Origin of the sequence: Acinetobacter sp. R933-2, from assembly GCF_030325485.1 — a bacterium.
In the GTDB taxonomy this organism is placed as follows: domain Bacteria; phylum Pseudomonadota; class Gammaproteobacteria; order Pseudomonadales; family Moraxellaceae; genus Acinetobacter; species Acinetobacter sichuanensis.
The window spans coordinates 49,630-65,949 of the sequence record NZ_JACAIJ010000016.1 but is presented as its reverse complement, the minus strand read 5'-3'; the positions used below and the strand labels follow the sequence as shown (position 1 = coordinate 65,949).

General features: G+C 36.8%; 14 protein-coding genes. 11 read left to right on the top strand and 3 right to left on the bottom strand.

Annotation, left to right across the window (positions count from 1 at the left end; translation table 11 throughout):
• Positions 1 to 79: 79 nt before the first annotated feature.
• Entirely contained in the window at positions 80 to 1,165 is a 1,086-nt protein-coding gene (locus HX005_RS16360; protein ID WP_286378170.1) for a tetratricopeptide repeat-containing glycosyltransferase, read from the top strand.
• A gap of 242 nt (positions 1,166 to 1,407) precedes the next feature.
• On the top strand, positions 1,408 to 2,589 hold the full coding sequence (locus tag HX005_RS16355; protein WP_286378169.1) for a hypothetical protein: 1,182 nt from the start codon (positions 1,408 to 1,410) through the stop codon (positions 2,587 to 2,589).
• 106 nt (positions 2,590 to 2,695) lie between these two features.
• Here the strand turns inward: HX005_RS16355 and HX005_RS16350 are convergent, their stop codons facing one another.
• Positions 2,696 to 3,679 (bottom strand): LysR substrate-binding domain-containing protein, encoded by a 984-nt coding sequence (locus HX005_RS16350; RefSeq protein WP_286378168.1) that lies wholly within the window; start codon positions 3,677 to 3,679, stop codon positions 2,696 to 2,698.
• A gap of 508 nt (positions 3,680 to 4,187) precedes the next feature.
• Between HX005_RS16350 and HX005_RS16345 the strand changes: the two genes are divergently transcribed.
• The 5 genes from HX005_RS16345 (at position 4,188) to cntB (ending at position 10,586) form a co-directional block, all read left to right on the top strand.
• The gene (locus HX005_RS16345; protein ID WP_308978449.1) at positions 4,188 to 5,846 is read left to right on the top strand and encodes a BCCT family transporter; all 1,659 of its coding nucleotides are present in this window, start codon (positions 4,188 to 4,190) and stop codon (positions 5,844 to 5,846) included.
• Positions 5,843 to 6,772 (top strand): alpha/beta hydrolase, encoded by a 930-nt coding sequence (locus HX005_RS16340; protein WP_286378167.1) that lies wholly within the window; start codon positions 5,843 to 5,845, stop codon positions 6,770 to 6,772. The genes HX005_RS16345 and HX005_RS16340 overlap by 4 nt, the downstream gene beginning before the upstream one ends.
• A 20-nt stretch (positions 6,773 to 6,792) precedes the next feature.
• Complete coding sequence (cntA, locus tag HX005_RS16335) at positions 6,793 to 7,935, top strand: carnitine monooxygenase subunit alpha (protein WP_286378166.1); 1,143 nt, start codon at positions 6,793 to 6,795, stop codon at positions 7,933 to 7,935.
• Positions 7,936 to 8,014: 79 nt separating this feature from the next.
• Positions 8,015 to 9,466, top strand: a complete 1,452-nt coding sequence (locus tag HX005_RS16330; RefSeq protein WP_286378165.1) for an NAD-dependent succinate-semialdehyde dehydrogenase — start codon at positions 8,015 to 8,017, stop codon at positions 9,464 to 9,466.
• Between the two features lie 160 nt (positions 9,467 to 9,626).
• Entirely contained in the window at positions 9,627 to 10,586 is a 960-nt protein-coding gene (cntB, locus tag HX005_RS16325; RefSeq protein ID WP_286378164.1) for a carnitine monooxygenase, reductase subunit CntB, read from the top strand.
• A gap of 181 nt (positions 10,587 to 10,767) precedes the next feature.
• Here cntB and HX005_RS16320 read toward each other — a convergent pair whose 3' ends face one another.
• The gene (locus HX005_RS16320; RefSeq protein WP_286378163.1) at positions 10,768 to 11,757 is read right to left on the bottom strand and encodes a diaminopimelate dehydrogenase; all 990 of its coding nucleotides are present in this window, start codon (positions 11,755 to 11,757) and stop codon (positions 10,768 to 10,770) included.
• Between the two features lie 519 nt (positions 11,758 to 12,276).
• On the opposite strand from HX005_RS16320, the gene HX005_RS16315 reads away from it, so the two are divergent.
• Positions 12,277 to 12,477 carry a ribbon-helix-helix protein gene (locus HX005_RS16315; protein WP_107009769.1) on the top strand — a complete coding sequence of 67 codons (201 nt, stop codon included), beginning with the start codon at positions 12,277 to 12,279 and terminating at the stop codon, positions 12,475 to 12,477.
• Between the two features lie 132 nt (positions 12,478 to 12,609).
• On the opposite strand, the gene HX005_RS16310 is transcribed toward HX005_RS16315, so the two are convergent.
• Positions 12,610 to 12,966: a roadblock/LC7 domain-containing protein gene (locus HX005_RS16310; protein ID WP_107009768.1), complete on the bottom strand. Its 357-nt coding sequence runs from the start codon at positions 12,964 to 12,966 to the stop codon at positions 12,610 to 12,612.
• Positions 12,967 to 13,260: 294 nt separating this feature from the next.
• Between HX005_RS16310 and pncB the strand changes: the two genes are divergently transcribed.
• The 3 genes from pncB (at position 13,261) to asd (ending at position 16,277) form a co-directional block, all read left to right on the top strand.
• Positions 13,261 to 14,469 carry a nicotinate phosphoribosyltransferase gene (pncB, locus tag HX005_RS16305; protein ID WP_107009767.1) on the top strand — a complete coding sequence of 403 codons (1,209 nt, stop codon included), beginning with the start codon at positions 13,261 to 13,263 and terminating at the stop codon, positions 14,467 to 14,469.
• Between the two features lie 111 nt (positions 14,470 to 14,580).
• Positions 14,581 to 15,429 carry a sulfurtransferase gene (locus HX005_RS16300; RefSeq protein ID WP_286378162.1) on the top strand — a complete coding sequence of 283 codons (849 nt, stop codon included), beginning with the start codon at positions 14,581 to 14,583 and terminating at the stop codon, positions 15,427 to 15,429.
• Positions 15,426 to 16,277 (top strand): archaetidylserine decarboxylase, encoded by an 852-nt coding sequence (gene asd, locus HX005_RS16295; protein ID WP_286378161.1) that lies wholly within the window; start codon positions 15,426 to 15,428, stop codon positions 16,275 to 16,277. The genes HX005_RS16300 and asd overlap by 4 nt, the downstream gene beginning before the upstream one ends.
• Positions 16,278 to 16,320: the final 43 nt, after the last annotated feature.

The following is a 16,320-nucleotide window of genomic DNA, read 5'->3' as shown; positions in this document are numbered from 1 at the left end:
TTCAATAAACTTTAGTTCATATTTAAAAATCTAGGTGAGTCATGATAATGATTGGTTTAGAGCAAAAAGGAATATTCAAGTGAAAAAACATATTCGCCTAAATATGATTGTGAAAAATGAAGCACATGTCATTTTAAGATGCTTAGCTTCTGTTAAACCGTGGATCGACTCATGGTGCATTGTTGATACTGGGTCAACAGATGGCACGCAAGAAATTATTCAAAACTATTTAAAAGATATTCCAGGTTGTTTATACGAACGCCCTTGGAAAAACTTTGGTTTTAACCGTACAGAAGCATTACAACTGGCTGTATCGAAAGATCTTCCTACAGCAGATTATTTATTATTTATTGATGCTGATGAACAATTAAAACCAGAACCAAATTTTGCTTGGTCAAATTTGACTGAAAATGCTTATTATTTTCCAGTGATTTATGGCAGTTTACGTTATCGACGCAATGCTATGATTTCCACTCAATTATCTTGGGAGTGGAAAGGTGTATTACATGAATATTTACATTCAACAGAACCGCATCGTTGGGCAACATTAACAGGGTTAAATATTTTTGTGCAGCATGATGGTGCTAGAGCGCAAAATAAAGAAACCTATCTCAAAGATATCGCTGTACTTGAACAAGGCTTGAAAGATGAGCCTGATAATTTGCGTTATGTTTTTTATCTGGCACAAAGTTATCGAGATGCAGGAATTTTAGATAAAAGTCGCGAAGTGTATTTAAAGCGTGCTGCGGGGCGTGGTTGGGATGAAGAACGTTGGGTTGCTCAGTTCCGCGCGGCGCAAATGGCTGATCGTTTACAAATGGATGAGCGTATCGTTTATCGAGAGTACTTACAAAGTTGGATAGTCAAGCAGCATCGTGCAGAGCCGCTATATGAATTAGCCCGTTATTATCGAGCAAAAAAAGATTTTGATTTGGCGTGCTATTTTGCGAAACAAGCAGTTGAGATTCCTTTGCCTGCAAATGGTTTATTTATTAATGCGAGTGTCTATGAATGGCGAGCTTTAGATGAATTGGCTGTCTCGGCAACCTATTGTAAGGCGTATAAAGAACATGGAAAAGCTGCGTTGAAGAAACTTTTACAAGAACAAAAGTATCCTAAAGCACAGCACAAACGAATGTTAGATAACGAAAAATTTTATCAATAAATGGAATATGAGTAAAAATATAGACAGTTTAACTCTATATTTTGGACTTAAACCTAATACGGATTAATTGATTTAATCCGTATTTTTTTATGCTTTTTAACTCAAAAATAAAATATAAATTGAGTTGTACTATAGCTTATAGAGATTAAACACATAACGTAAAGGCTAGGTTTATAGATAACACATTGATTAAATGTCTAAAATTCTTCAAGTTGTACACCTTTTTGGCAGGGATGTTCACTATGAAAAATGTATGGATGTATAGTTCAATAATTGCATTATTGGGAAGTTCTTTGAGTCATGCAGAGGCTTTCGCATGGGGCGACAAACAAGCTGAAGCAGGACAATTGGCAGTTTCAGGTGCAGTACGTACACGTTACCAATATAAAGATTTTGCTGATGAAGCAAGTGAAGGTACAAATGGTGACTGGAAACTTGCTGATTTAAAGCTCGTGTTAAATTATGAAAATCCAAACTGGTTAGCGCAAAGTGATGTGCGCTGTTATCAATATGACCGATTATGTGATGCTGTTTTTTTACATAGTGCTTGGGCAGGTTATAAAATCAATGACCAACAAATATTAAGTGCAGGTCTACAAGCTGTGGATTTTGGATTTGGACGTTTTTGGGGCAGTAGTTATTACGAAACGCTATTTAACACAATGGGTTATGAGGATGTACATAATCTTGGTTTAAAATATCAACTCAAGCATCCAGATTATCATTTAACTTTAGGTTTTTACCCAACAGATGGTGGTAATTTTAAAGGAACTTCAAAAGATTCAAGCCGTTATACAGGCAACTTTGTTGAAGCTGATGATTTAGAACATGGTACCCATATTCAAGAAAAAAATATGTGGGTGGTACGTGCATCAAAAAATATTACATGGGATGAACAGAATCGCTTCTCATCAGAAATTGGTAGCTCGATTTGGTATTCAGATTTAGAAAATAAAAAAACTGATCAAACAGGGCATAAAAGTAATTGGAATATTTTTAGCACCACCAATTATCAAGATTGGCAAGTGATGTTATTGGCTGGGCAGCAAAAAATAAATAATAAAGACCAACTCATGCCGAATAGTTCAACATTGGGCGCTTTTGACTATGCCTACAATATTGCCAATGATGGAAAATATGCGATGGCTGAACTGAATTATAGTGTGAATAATGAATTTAATGGCATTACAGGGATTAAACCTTATCTGTCATATAGTCAATTTTTTAAAGATGAAGCAGGATATGAAGATTCAAATCGTATTATTGCAGGTTTAGCATTTAACTATAAAAAAATAGGAGTACAAGCCGAATATATTTGGGCTCGTAATGATGCAATGATTGGCGGCACAAGCAAAGCATTGGCAGAAGGAGATCATAATGACTGGAATAAACTTTTATATTTAGCAGTGGGTTATTATTTTTAAATCATACTCGAGTCATTATCTTAAACATGATATTAAATTGTGTTGGGGTAATAATAAAAAAATTACCTCAACATTTTATTTAATATAGGCATAAAAGATGAGAAAACTATAAAAATACTTTTTCAGGAGGTAAGGTCATTGGCGCAGGTTTAGCTAAAATAGGTTTACCGCGAGTTAAGGTATTTAAATATTGTAGGCGATTTAATAATTGCGCCTGAATAAACAAAATACAGGTTTTTAATTTCGACGAGCTACGTAAACGAGAAGGATAAACTGCCCAAATATCAGCATCTTGCCAGTAACTCGTTAAAACATGTTGTAAACGCCCATCCTGTAATTCTTCGAGTACATCCCACACAGAACACAGCATAATGCCTTGATCGTCCATCACCAATTGCTTGATAATTTCGCTGTTATTTGAAGTAAATTTTGGGGTAATGGAAATAGAAACATCTTCCATTGGGCTACGTAATTTCCAAGCATGACGAGATTGGTCACGTTCTTTGATGGCTAAGCAAGTATGGTGAGCCAGTTCATCTAAATCATCAGGTTCACTGTTAATTTGTAGATAACGTGGTGATGCACACAAAATACGGAAATTAGACAATAATTTTTTTGCAATCATATTCGGTGAAATATCATTACCTACAAAAATATCAAGATCTAAACTGTGTTGGATTAAATCAATTGTGTGGTCAATGGTATTAAATTGAATATCTAATGCGGGATACATGGTCATGAGTTTAGATAAAATTGGGGCAATATGAGTACGCCCAAAACCAAAACTACTGACAATATCAATACGCCCAGTGGGTGTGTTTTGTGGATTATTAATGAGGTCACTCAGTTCATCGAACTCATTTAAAATATTGGAAACTCGCTCCAATATCAGCTTTCCATCCTCAGTTAAACTGACATGCCGTGTGCTACGGTGAAACAAAGTACAGTTTAAATTATTTTCTAAAATATTGATTCGTTTACTGACATAAGCAGGTGATGCTCCAAGTTCATCTGCTGAAGCAACAAAACTTTTCCTCTTCGCAACTACGCAAAAGACCTTTAAGTCTGAAAGGTTAGGTAGATTATTCACGATTCGTGTCCATTGGGTTAATGATTACCTTGTTGATCTTTGATGCCTGAAAAAGCATCTTAGCGTCTGAGAAATGTGCTAAGAAGCGAAATGAGTTTTCATGGCGAAGATTAGGGGAAATCGTAACCAGTACAGGTGATGGAATTGGCGTAGAGGTTTTACCACAAGGCATAGTGGGAGTAAAGACTGGGTTCACTCCCTCATAATTGTTTTATGCGCGCTGTAATTGAATATCAAGACAGAATCTCCTTGTGTTCTAGGGGGTTATGAAAGGCTCATGAATACACTGTCTTGATATTTATTCATTTTCTAACCATGACATTTTGCTTTTGAGTTGTCAGCAAAAAAATACAAAGCAGTACATGAACAGCAAACTTAGTTCAATACGCTTGTGTTTATTGTATGGCAACAACGGATGAAGTGAGCGCTGCAATAGCAGTATTGATCACAAATTATTCATAGGGACTGATCAGTAATGATTGAGTTTCATCAATAAGGATTTATGAATATGGATAGTAAAGCCAATAAGGTCAAAATGGATAAGGTACTGGCAAGTATCAGTTTATCTATTGTTTTCCTTTCGGTACTCGCGCTTTCAGTTTATTCGAAAGAATCAATTGCATTTGCAGAAAAGATTTTATATTGGAGCACTTCTATTTTTTCCGCTCCAGTGCTTTTATTTGGTTTTTTTGCCTGTATTTTTGTGGCTGGTTTAGCATTTAGTAAATATGGACATATCAAATTAGGGGAAGGAAAACCAGAATATCGTACATCGTCATGGATTTTCATGTTTATTTTGGCGGGCTTAGGATCTTCAACTTTATATTGGTGTTTTTTAGATTGGGCATATTATTATCAAACGCCTGGCTTAAACATAGCAGCAAAAACGCCTGAAGCATTGAAATATAGTGTGCCTTATACCATGTTCCATTGGACCATCAGCGCATGGTCAATTTATGCCTTAGCCTCTGTTTCTGTGTGTTATAGCTTCCATGTACGTAAAAATAAAGGGCTCAGTTTAGCTGCCATTATGGAGTCAATTACTGGGTTTAAAGCGACAGGGGTGGTCGGACGTTTAATCGATTTAATGTTCCTGTTATGTATGTTTGGTGCCTTAACGATTTCTTTGGTACTGACTGCAATTACGTTCACTAATATTTTGTCATCTCTAACAGGTATTCCAAATACGTTTGTAACGACTGCTGTAATTGTACTTTTCGTATCGATTTTATTTGCTTTGAGCTCTTATGTCGGTATGAGTAAAGGTATGCAGCGTCTAAGCTCAATGGTGTGTTATGCCTTATTAGCATTTGCTGTTTATGTGTTCTTTTTTGGACCAAGTCAGTTCATGTTAAACAATACAATCAGCAGTATTGGGCTGATGTTCAGTAACTTTGTCAGTATGAGTTTATTTACTGATCCTTTAGGTGATGGAAAATTCACACGTGAGTGGACTGTATTTTATTGGTTATGGTGGACATCTTATGCACCTGGTGTTGCGCTCTTTGTAACACGTGTATCGAAAGGTCGTACCATTAAAGAAGTCATATTGGCAATGGTGCTTGGTGGCAGCGTAGGCATGTGGGTTTTCTTTGGCATCATGGAAAATTACAGTATTTACCAATTCCTACAAGGTGCGGTGAATGTACCTGAAATATTAAGTACACAGGGTGGTGAAGTCGCAATTGCACAGTTGCTCAACCTTTTACCGGGTGGTGCTGCTGTGATGTGGATTTATTTAGCAATCATGGTGATTTTCCTTGCTGCTCATATGGATGCTGTGGGTTACGCTGTGTCTGCAACCTGTTCTAAAGGCTTACAAGAAGGTCAAGATCCATCGCCGAATATTCGTTTGTTTTGGTGTGTGATGCTCACACTCGTCCCATTAGCAATGATTTTTTCGAAAGCGCCTTTAGACACCATGAAAGCAGCAACAATTGTCACTGCTTTACCTTTTATTGTCATTATTTTGGTACAGACATTTGGTTTAGTGCGTTGGTTGCGTGATGACTATGCAAAATTACCTTCTTATATGATTGAAAAAGGTGAGAAAAGCGACACGCTAAAACGAATTCAAGAAACGAACGATGTACTCATACAACAAGCATTAAATTCAACTGTACTGAAGACTGAATTAGATTCTGAGCGTGAAAGGAAGTCAGTATGATGGACAATAATCTGCCGATTTTAACAGAAGATATGCAAATGTTTGATTATTGGAGTGGTGTATATAGCCCTGCCGATCAACATATTGATTCTCTTCGGGCAGCATATGATGCATTTCAGCAACATTATACCTTGCCAAGAACTGAAGAAATGCACATAGAAGATTGCACCTTGACCTTGTCAACACATGCGATTGATTTACGTGTATTTCGACCTGAGGGTATCGAACCTGAAGCAGGTTGGTCTTGGATTTTTTATGTGCATGGTGGTGGCAATGTGGTGGGTAGTGCTGACTCACATGAATATATTGCGCGCCAGTTAGCCCGAGATTTAAAGGTTAAAGTTTTTTTAGCTGAATATGGTCTAGTGCCAGAGTTTGATTGGGCGCAAGGAAAACAGGATTGTTTAGAAGCTTATCAATTGATTTGTACGCAAGCAGAAAAATGGAATATTTGCGCTGAACAAGCGGCAATTGTGGCAGATGGTTCAGGGGTTTCACTTGCATTACAAGTGCAACAAGCCTTATCAGCACAGCAACAACCGAAAGCTTTGGCATTAATTTTTCCATCATTTATAGCCCAAGGCAGTTCAGATCAGCCACAAAGTTTAGTGTATCAAATTGAAGATCAACAGTTGATGCAGACATGGACAGCAACCTCTGCACAGCATGCTTTACGTTGTGTGCCTGTACTTACACAAGTTGTGCCTAACAGTTTTATTGCCTTGACTCAATATGATGTTTGCTATGCAGAAAATGTCGACTTAGTTAAAAAGTTAAATCATCTAAGTCCATATATTCAAACACATACAGGCAAAGGGCTACGTGGTAATTGCTTGCCATTACTACGAGATTGTCATGAAGTCGCAGCAATTTATGATGCTTTGTTGCAGTTCTTAAATCCAAATTTGAAAAAATCAGCAATTTAAGTTTTAGTGAGGAGAATACGATGAATTCACTTGAAAAGATTCCTACTGTAGAAGCAGTCGATACATTACCTGAAGACTTCTGTCAGGATGCAGACAACGCATGGACAATTCCTAAGGCGTTTTATACATCGAAGCAAGTTTTTGAAAAAGAAAAAGAAGAAATTTATGCAAAAAGCTGGATTTGTGTAGGGCATTGCAGCGAAGTTGCAACACCAAACCAATATTTCACACGTAAAATTATTGGGGAAAATATTATTGTCATTCGTGGTAAAGACAGCGTATTGCGTGCGTTCTATAACGTTTGTCCACATCGTGGGCATGAGTTATTAACAGGTGCAGGTAAATCTAAAAATGTCATCACTTGCCCATACCATGCTTGGACATTCAAATTAGATGGTTCATTGGCATTGGCTCGTAACTGTGAAAATGTTGCCAACTTTGATAAAGAAGGTTCGAACCTTGTTGCTTTAAAAGTTGAAGAACATGCAGGTTTCATTTTTATCAATATGGATCCTGAAGCAACGTGTGTTGCTGATCAACTGCCTGGTTTTGCAGAAAAACTTGATGAAGCATGTAAAGTGGTAAAAGACCTTAAACTTGCAGCACGTTTTGTTACAGATACAGCAGCGAACTGGAAGCTTATCGTAGATAACTACATGGAATGCTACCACTGTGGTCCTGCACACCCTGGTTTTTCAGACTCAGTCCAAGTCGATAAATATTGGCACACGATTCATGAAAACTGGACTTTACAGTTTGGTTATGCACGTTCTTCTGAAAAATCATTCAAACTTGATCCATCCATTGTTGACCCATCTTTCAGTGGTTTCTGGACTTGGCCAAGTACGATGTTTAACGTACCACCAGGTGGCGATTTCATGACAGCAATTTATGAATTCCCTGTAGATGAAGAAACAACACTACAACACTACGACATCTATTTCTTAAATGAAGAGTTAACACAGGAACAAAAAGATTTGATCGAATGGTACAAACATGTATTCCGTCCAGAAGATTTAAATCTCGTTGAAAGTGTACAACGTGGTTTGAAATCACGTGGTTACCGTGGTCAAGGTCGTATCATGACAGATCAACAACGTTCAGGCATTAGTGAGCATGGTATTGCTTACTTCCAAAGTCTTGTAGCAAAACATCATCAATAATTTGATGAACGACACTTTTGGGTTGGGAATAAGCCCATTCTTATTTCCCAACCCAATACGCCAACTTTAGGATTAAAAAATGTCAGTATTACAAGATAACGTATTATTCCAACAATCTGCTTTTATTCATGGAAAATGGGTAGAGGCAAATGATCAAGACCGAGTGTTTGTCACTAACCCTGCAACAGATGAAGAAATCGGCTCAATTCCAAATATGGGACAAGCGGAAGCACTGCAAGCAGTAGAAAGTTCATACCAAGCATTACAGTCATGGAAAAATTTAACAGCACAAACACGTGCTGATTTATTGCTTGCATGGCATAAATTGACTTTAGAACATGCAGATGACCTTGCACGTATCATGACCATTGAGCAAGGAAAACCACTTGCTGAAGCACTGGGCGAAGTCAAATATGCAGCGTCATTTATTCAATGGTTTGCCGAAGAAGGCAAGCGTGTTTATGGCGATGTCATTCCAACAACCAACGCAGGTCAACGTTTCTTAGTGACTAAAGAACCTGTCGGTGTTGTTGCTGCAATTACACCGTGGAATTTCCCACTGGCAATGATTACACGTAAAGCTGCACCTGCACTTGCTGCGGGTTGTACGATTGTGATTAAACCTGCCAATGAAACACCTTATTGTGCTTTAGCGATTGCAAAATTAGCTGAAAAAGCAGGTATTCCAGCAGGTGTGATCAATGTTGTAACAGGTAAATCTGAAGCGATTGGTTCGATTTTCACTACACATGAAAAAGTGAAAAAATTGACATTTACAGGCTCTACACCTGTGGGTCGTTTGCTCATGCAACAATGTGCGCCAACCATTAAAAAGCTTGCGCTAGAACTAGGTGGTAATGCACCACTGATCGTATTTGAAGATGCTGACTTAGATAAAGCGGTTCAAGGCGCAATGTTGGCAAAATACCGTAATGCAGGGCAAACCTGTGTATGCGCTAACCGTATTTATGTACATAAAAATGTCTATGCGGCATTTACTGAAAAATTTGTCGCAGCAGTACAGGCTTTAAAAATTGGCAATGGTTTAGATGAAGGTGTCCAAATTGGTCCATTAATCAATGAAAAAGCGGTACTAAAAGCAGAAAAATTGATTGATGAAGCATGCAGCAAAGGTGCTCAAATTGCTTGTGGCGGTCAGCGTCATGCGTTAGGTCATAGCTTCTTTGAACCGACGATTTTGACCAATGTTGATCAAAGCATGGAAATCGTGTCTGAAGAAATCTTTGGACCTGTTGCACCATTGATCAGCTTTGAAACTGATGAAGAAGTGATTGAACAAGCCAACGCAACCATTTACGGCTTAGCTGCTTATATCTATACCGAAAATCTTTCTCGTATTTTCAAAGTTTCAGAACAACTTGAATATGGCATGGTGGGAATGAACTCAACGGCTATCTCAAATGAAGTTGTACCTTTTGGTGGGGTGAAACAGTCAGGTATTGGTCGTGAAGGTTCTAAATATGGTTTAGAAGAGTTTATGACAATCAAATACTTATGTTTAGGTGTTTGATTTTGACTTGATTTGAAATCGAGATTTCATTCAACAAATTTTTAAAGTTTCAGCGTATAGCAATTTGTTTTAAGCACAAATATATACGCTGAAATCGGTGTATTTTTCAAAATTAAAGACTGTACGTGCAGTGTTTTATGCTAAAAATCAGGATTTAAAGATGACTGACAGTTATCAAATGTTTCCCTCTGTTGTTACAGCAGTCGAGCAACTTACCCCTTTAATTAAACGTTTTACTTTTAAACGTGAAAATGGTGAAAATTTTCCAGCATTTACAGGTGGCAGCCATATTATTGTCAAAATGAATGACAAGCTTTCTAATGCCTATTCATTGATGAGTAATGCAACAGATTTATCCACTTATCAAGTCTGTGTCCGTAAAGATATTGAAGGGAAAGGTGGTTCAGTTTTCATGCATGATCATTGCTTGCAAGACTTTAAACTTGAAATTTCATCACCTAAAAATTTGTTTGAACTATCACAAACAGGCGAAAAACATATTTTAATTGCGGGTGGTATTGGGATTACCCCATTTTTACCACAAATGGATGAGTTGGCTGCACGTGGTGCAAATTACGAGTTGCATTATGCATTTCGTTCGCCTGAACATGCTGCTTTGTTGGATGAACTCAAACAAAGTACACATGCTGAACATATTTATAGTTATGTTGACAGTGAAGGCTCACATTTAGATTTAAATACGCTTATTGGTTCTCAGCCAAAAGGCACACATGTCTATGTATGTGGACCAAAACCAATGATTGATGCGGTGATTAATACCTGTAATCAGCACCGTTATCGTGATGAATATATACACTGGGAACAATTTGCTTCAAGTGCGCCTGAAAATGCTGAATCATTTACTGTAATTTTGGCAAAGTCAAATCAGCGTATCGAAGTCATGGCAGATCAAACCATTTTACAAGCGATCGAAGCTTTAAATGTTGATGTTGAATGTTTATGTCGTGAAGGTGTATGTGGAACATGTGAAACTGCGATTTTACAAGGTGAAGCGGAGCATTTTGACCAATATTTAGATGATGATGAAAAAGCATCACAGCAAAGTATGATGATTTGTGTTTCTCGTGCCAAAGGCAAAGAAATCACTTTAGATCTATAAGTCAGTCTTCATTTTATTGATTTTGAAAATTAAAAACCGAGTTAGATATAGCTCGGTTTTTTGCATTTCAGCCATCATATTTAGCTTGAATATTGAGATCATACAAAAATGTATTTTCATCAAAAAGACCACTTTGCATGACTGCTCAGTGGTCTTATTTTCAATACAGATCAGAAGCAGTTTAGAGCAATTCTTTACGTAATTGTTCAGGTGTTTTGATTGAAAGTAATGCTGGTGCAACATCAAATGCAGTTTTTGCACCATATTGTTGGCTTTGATTTAAGCGATGACAAGCACGTGCATAAGCAACCAGTACACTCGCTGTAAATTCTGGATTACTTTCAAGTTTTAATGAAAACTCCATCACTTGAGACTGTTCAGCACTGGTGTTACCACTACGAATGACAAAACCACCATGAGGCATACGCTGATGATCTTGTTGTAGAGTTTCTTCGCTAATAAAGTTTACAGTCGTATTATAATCTGCAAAATAATCAGGCATGGTAACAATGGTGTTTTCAACTGTTGCTGCATCAGCACCGTCTTCTAAAACCACATAACAGTCACGATGATGCTTATCTTTTGTAGCTAATTCAGGACGTGCGCCACTACGTACCTGCTCAATGGCATCAGTTGAAGGAATGGTATATTGCACACCTGCTTTAACACTTTCAACACGACGAATTGCATCTGAATGACCTTGGCTTAAACCTTTACCCCAAAATGTGTAAGTTTCACCATCAGGTAATAATGCTTCACCTAATAAACGATTAATTGAGAACATACCAGGATCCCAACCAATAGAAATTAAACAGGTTTTTTGATGAGCAGTTGCAGGTGCATCAACAGCAGCAAAATACTCAGGAATACGAGCATGTGTGTCAAAACTATCTACTGTATTAAACTGACTTGCGAAAATTGGTCCTTGTTGAGGTAAGTCATCTTTAGAACCACCACAAAGAATAAGTACATCAATTTTGTCGCTAAAATCACTTAATAATTCATCAATGCTATAGACCTGAGTTTCTGCAAAGCATGGTGAAACGCTACTTGGCGAACGACGAGTAAAAATACCAACCAACTGCATATCAGGGTTTTTATGAATAGCAGTTTCAACACCACGACCAAGGTTGCCATAACCTGCGATGCCTACACGAATAGAATTTTGCATAAATACACTATCACTTAGTAACAAAGAGTTTGAAATATAAGCGTGTTTCGAGGTTCTAATCACCACAAAGTATGCAGTATGAAGATCCTTTTCATCTTACTTATATTTTGTTTTCAAAGGATTATAGACTGATAAACATGATTCTATCAGCATAAAATAACAAATAGAAAAGCACGATGGCATATAGATTGCTTAATACAGGCTTTTAAAAAATGAATTTTGGCTCATCATTGACCTAGAGATACATCATAAAGATGAATAATCATTTTTTAAAAGCTTTATTTTTAAATAGATGAGTAAAAACTCATCTATGATTCAAAACACAAAAATGCTAAATTTAGTAGGCAGAATAGAGCATAATTTTTCTCAAAAAACTCAATAAATTTATACTTTTTAAATTTAAATCACTTAAAAATGAGCCATTTTAAGAAATGACGAAAAGGTATTTTAAAATAGTTAATGAATTTATGTGTTAATTTGATTAGAATTTAATGATAATAAACTAGAGAAGGTATTGTTGTGGAAAATAAAACAGCACGACTCACAATTTTGATTGATCCTGTCAAAAAGAAAGCGTTTGAAGAATTGTGTAATCAGCAAGACTTGACACCCTCTCAGGTGGTTCGTCAATTGATTCGTGAATATTTACAGACACATGGTGTTGAGTATGCAACTCAAATTAAAACTAATGCTGTTGAACGTCAGGAAAAAAATGACTAAAAATATTCAAACAAATACAGATGAAATTTGTGTGAATTGTTTTGACCATTTGAAATGACGATGAATAAATTAAAATCCTTCCATCACTTGGGGTAATGGAAGGGTGCTTGCTTAAGGGTTAATGCTTAAGAATTAAGAAAAATCGAGTTCTTTTTCAAAAGCACGGAGTTCATGACGTGCCATTGCAAGATTAGATTTTTGACGATCTAAAACCAAGTATAAAAATAAATCTTCATTACGATCTAATGGACGTAATAAATGGTATTGCTTACCTAGTGTAATTAAAACATCTTCAACTTTATCATTGAGTTGTAAAGCTTTTGCAACTTTACGTTTTGCTCGGATGACTTCTGTATTACCTGCTGCTGCAAGCTCTAAGTCCAAACCTGAACCGATGGTTCCAAGTGCTAGACCACTTGAGCTATCAACTAAAGCTGCTGCAATTACCCCATCAATTTCATTTAGTGCATCTAAACTCAATTTAGCCATGTCTATATCCTATTTTTTTAAAAAAATTTTGAAATATAAAAAGTATTTTTTAACCTTAGCTTTTTTCAATACAGTTATATCTCACAGAATGTTAATTAAAAAATAATTAAATTTCAATAAAGATTAACTAAAACATATTTAATTATAATTATATGTTAATGTTTTGCTTTTATTATTCACTAAAATTTAAAAGTCAGCAGATTTTTGTTAAAAATGTCAGATATCTGATTTTTTTGATTTGCAAGATGGGATTAAGTTTTTATAGTGAGTGTAGAACGATTAATTGGAACAAATATGCAACCCATCATTCAGTCATTGCTTGATACGGATTTGTACAAATTTACAATGTTGCAAGTGGTACTTCATAAGTTCCCACAAACACACAGCGTATATCATTTCCGTTGCCGAAACTTAGAAGATACCGTTTATCCATTGAAGGATATTTTAGATGATTTGAATGAGCAACTCGATTATCTCTGCCAATTAAGCTTTAAAGAAGATGAATTAACTTATCTACGCCGCTTACGTTTTATTAAAAGTGATTTCGTTGATTATTTAGAATTATTCCAATTAAAGCGCCGTTTTATTAAAGCTGGGATTGATGAAGAAGGACGTTTGGATATCTGGGTTGAAGGACCTATGGTTCAAGCCATGATGTTTGAAATATTCGTTTTGGCAATTGTCAATGAACTGTATTTCCGTCGGATTCGCTCCGATGAGGTGCTGGCGGAAGGAGAGCGTCGCCTACAGGCAAAAGTTGAATTATTGAAAAAATACACAGAAGAACAACAAGCCAATGACCCACCTTTCTTAGTTTCAGACTTTGGCACACGCCGCCGTTATAGTTTAGATTGGCAACGTCATGTGATTCAAACCTTTCATAAAGCAGCACCAAGTATTTTCCGTGGCACCAGTAATGTTCTGATTGCCAAAGAGCTTAATATTTTCCCAATTGGAACAATGGCACATGAGTTTTTACAAGCCTTCCAAGCTTTAGATGTGCGATTACGTGATTTTCAAAAATCTGCACTAGAAACATGGGTACAAGAGTATCGAGGTGACTTAGGTATTGCCCTCACAGATGTTGTGGGGATGGATGCTTTTTTACGTGATTTTGATTTGTATTTTGCCAAACTATTTGATGGTTTACGTCATGACAGTGGCGACCCTTATGAATGGGGAGATAAAGCCTATCGACATTATTGTCAGCTCAAAATTGATACCAAAACTAAAATGCTCACATTTAGTGATGGCTTAGATTTAGAGCGTGCTTGGAGCTTATATCAATACTTTAAAGACCGCTTCCAAGTCAGTTTTGGTATAGGAACAAATTTAACCAATGATATGGGGCAAACGCCGTTAAATATTGTACTTAAACTTGTAGAGTGTAATGGTCAATCTGTCGCAAAAATTTCCGATAGTCCAGGAAAGACCATGACCGATAACGATACTTTTTTAGCGTATCTACGTCAGGTTTTTGAAATTGCTGAGCCAAGCAATTAGAAGAAAAACGATAGCTGATTTTTTGCTAAAGAAATGCAGGAAATCAGCTAAATCGTAAAAAAGACTATGCTAAGATGGTCAAAATAATCCTGCTAAAATTCAAAAAATCTTATGACGACTTCTCCCTTTCATTTTGAATTATTAATTGAAGCTGAGCAACTTGTTCCCTATTTAGGACATGAACAATTACGGATTGTTGATTTAAGCCGTAGTTCTGTTTATGAACAATTGCATATTCCACATGCTTTACATCTCAAACCGCAGTATTTAGTTCGCCAAGAGGAAAATGCTTCGGGTTTATTGCCAGATGAAGCAGGATTAAACACTTTAATTGAGTATTTAAATATTTCTCCTGAACATCACGTGGTTGTTTATGATGATGAAGGGGGTGCATGGGCAGGGCGTTTGATTTGGAATTTACATTGCCTTGGCTTTGAAAATGTCAGTTTATTGAATGGTGGCATTCATGCTTGGCTAGGTGCAGGCTTTCCAACTTCGGCTGAGGTAGAAGAACTTAAACCTGTCACAGATTTATTTAAAATAAATTTACAAAATGTTGAAAAATATAGAATTAAATATGAGGGATTACTCGAAAAAGTACAAAAAAATGCAGTGCAAATTTGGGATTGTCGTACAACTGAGGAATATACAGGTCAACGCTTAGCAGCACGACGCGGTGGTCATCTACCAAATGCATTACATTTTGAGTGGAGTACTGCAATTAATCGTCAAAATCATTTAAAATTGCATTCCTTAGAACGCACCCAACAACGCTTAGAACAATTGGGCTTTCATTTAGATCAACCTGTGGTGGTGTATTGTCAGTCTCATCACCGCTCAGGTTTGGCTTATATTTTAGGGCGATTGCTCGGTTGGGATATTCAAGCTTATGATGGTGCGTGGAGCGAATGGGGCAATCGCCTCGACAGTCCAATTATTAGTGGAGAATCACCGTCGTGAGTCTAGCCTCAAATTTGAAAAAACAACTTTTTATTCGTGCGCAAAACCTTGTACCTCAACAACAACTGAGCCGTGTGGTTGGAAAAGTTGCAGCAAGTGAAAATTTAATTATAAAAAATATTGCGATTCAAGCTTTTAAAGCACAGTACGGCATTGATTTATCAATTGCACAACAAACAGATGCTTTGAAATACAAATCATTTAATGAGTTTTTTACACGTGCTTTAAAAGAGGGTGTCCGTGAAATCGATACAGATGCAAACAGTATTGTTTCACCTGCGGATGGCGCGATTTCCCAATTAGGTAAAGTCAAAGAAGGCGATGTATTTCAAGCGAAAGGGCAAAGTTTTTCTGTAGAAAAACTCATTGGTGACCCACAATTGGCAGCGCCATTTAAAAATGGTGAATTTGCGACAGTATATTTATCACCACGTGATTATCATCGTGTGCATATGCCATTTGCAGGTACATTGACAGAAACGTTATATATTCCAGGTGAGTTATTTTCAGTAAATCAAACCACTGCGGAAAATGTACCAGGTTTATTTGCACGTAATGAGCGTATGGTTTGCTTATTTGATACAGAACTTGGACGTATGGCTGTGGTCTTGGTGGGTGCGATGATTGTTGCAGGGATAGAAACAGTTGCAACAGGTAAAGTAAAACCTTCTGGTCGTGTTGAACTTGATCATCATGAATTGAAACTTGAAAAAGGTGATGAGTTAGGACGCTTCTATTTAGGCTCAACAGCAATCGTTTTATTTGAACAAAATAAAATGAATTGGGATACTCAATTTCAAGCAAACTCTACAGTGGTAATGGGCGAAGCTTTGGGGCATAGCCTATAATTTTAGATCACAAAAATCACTTTCCTCAATAAAGAAGGTGATT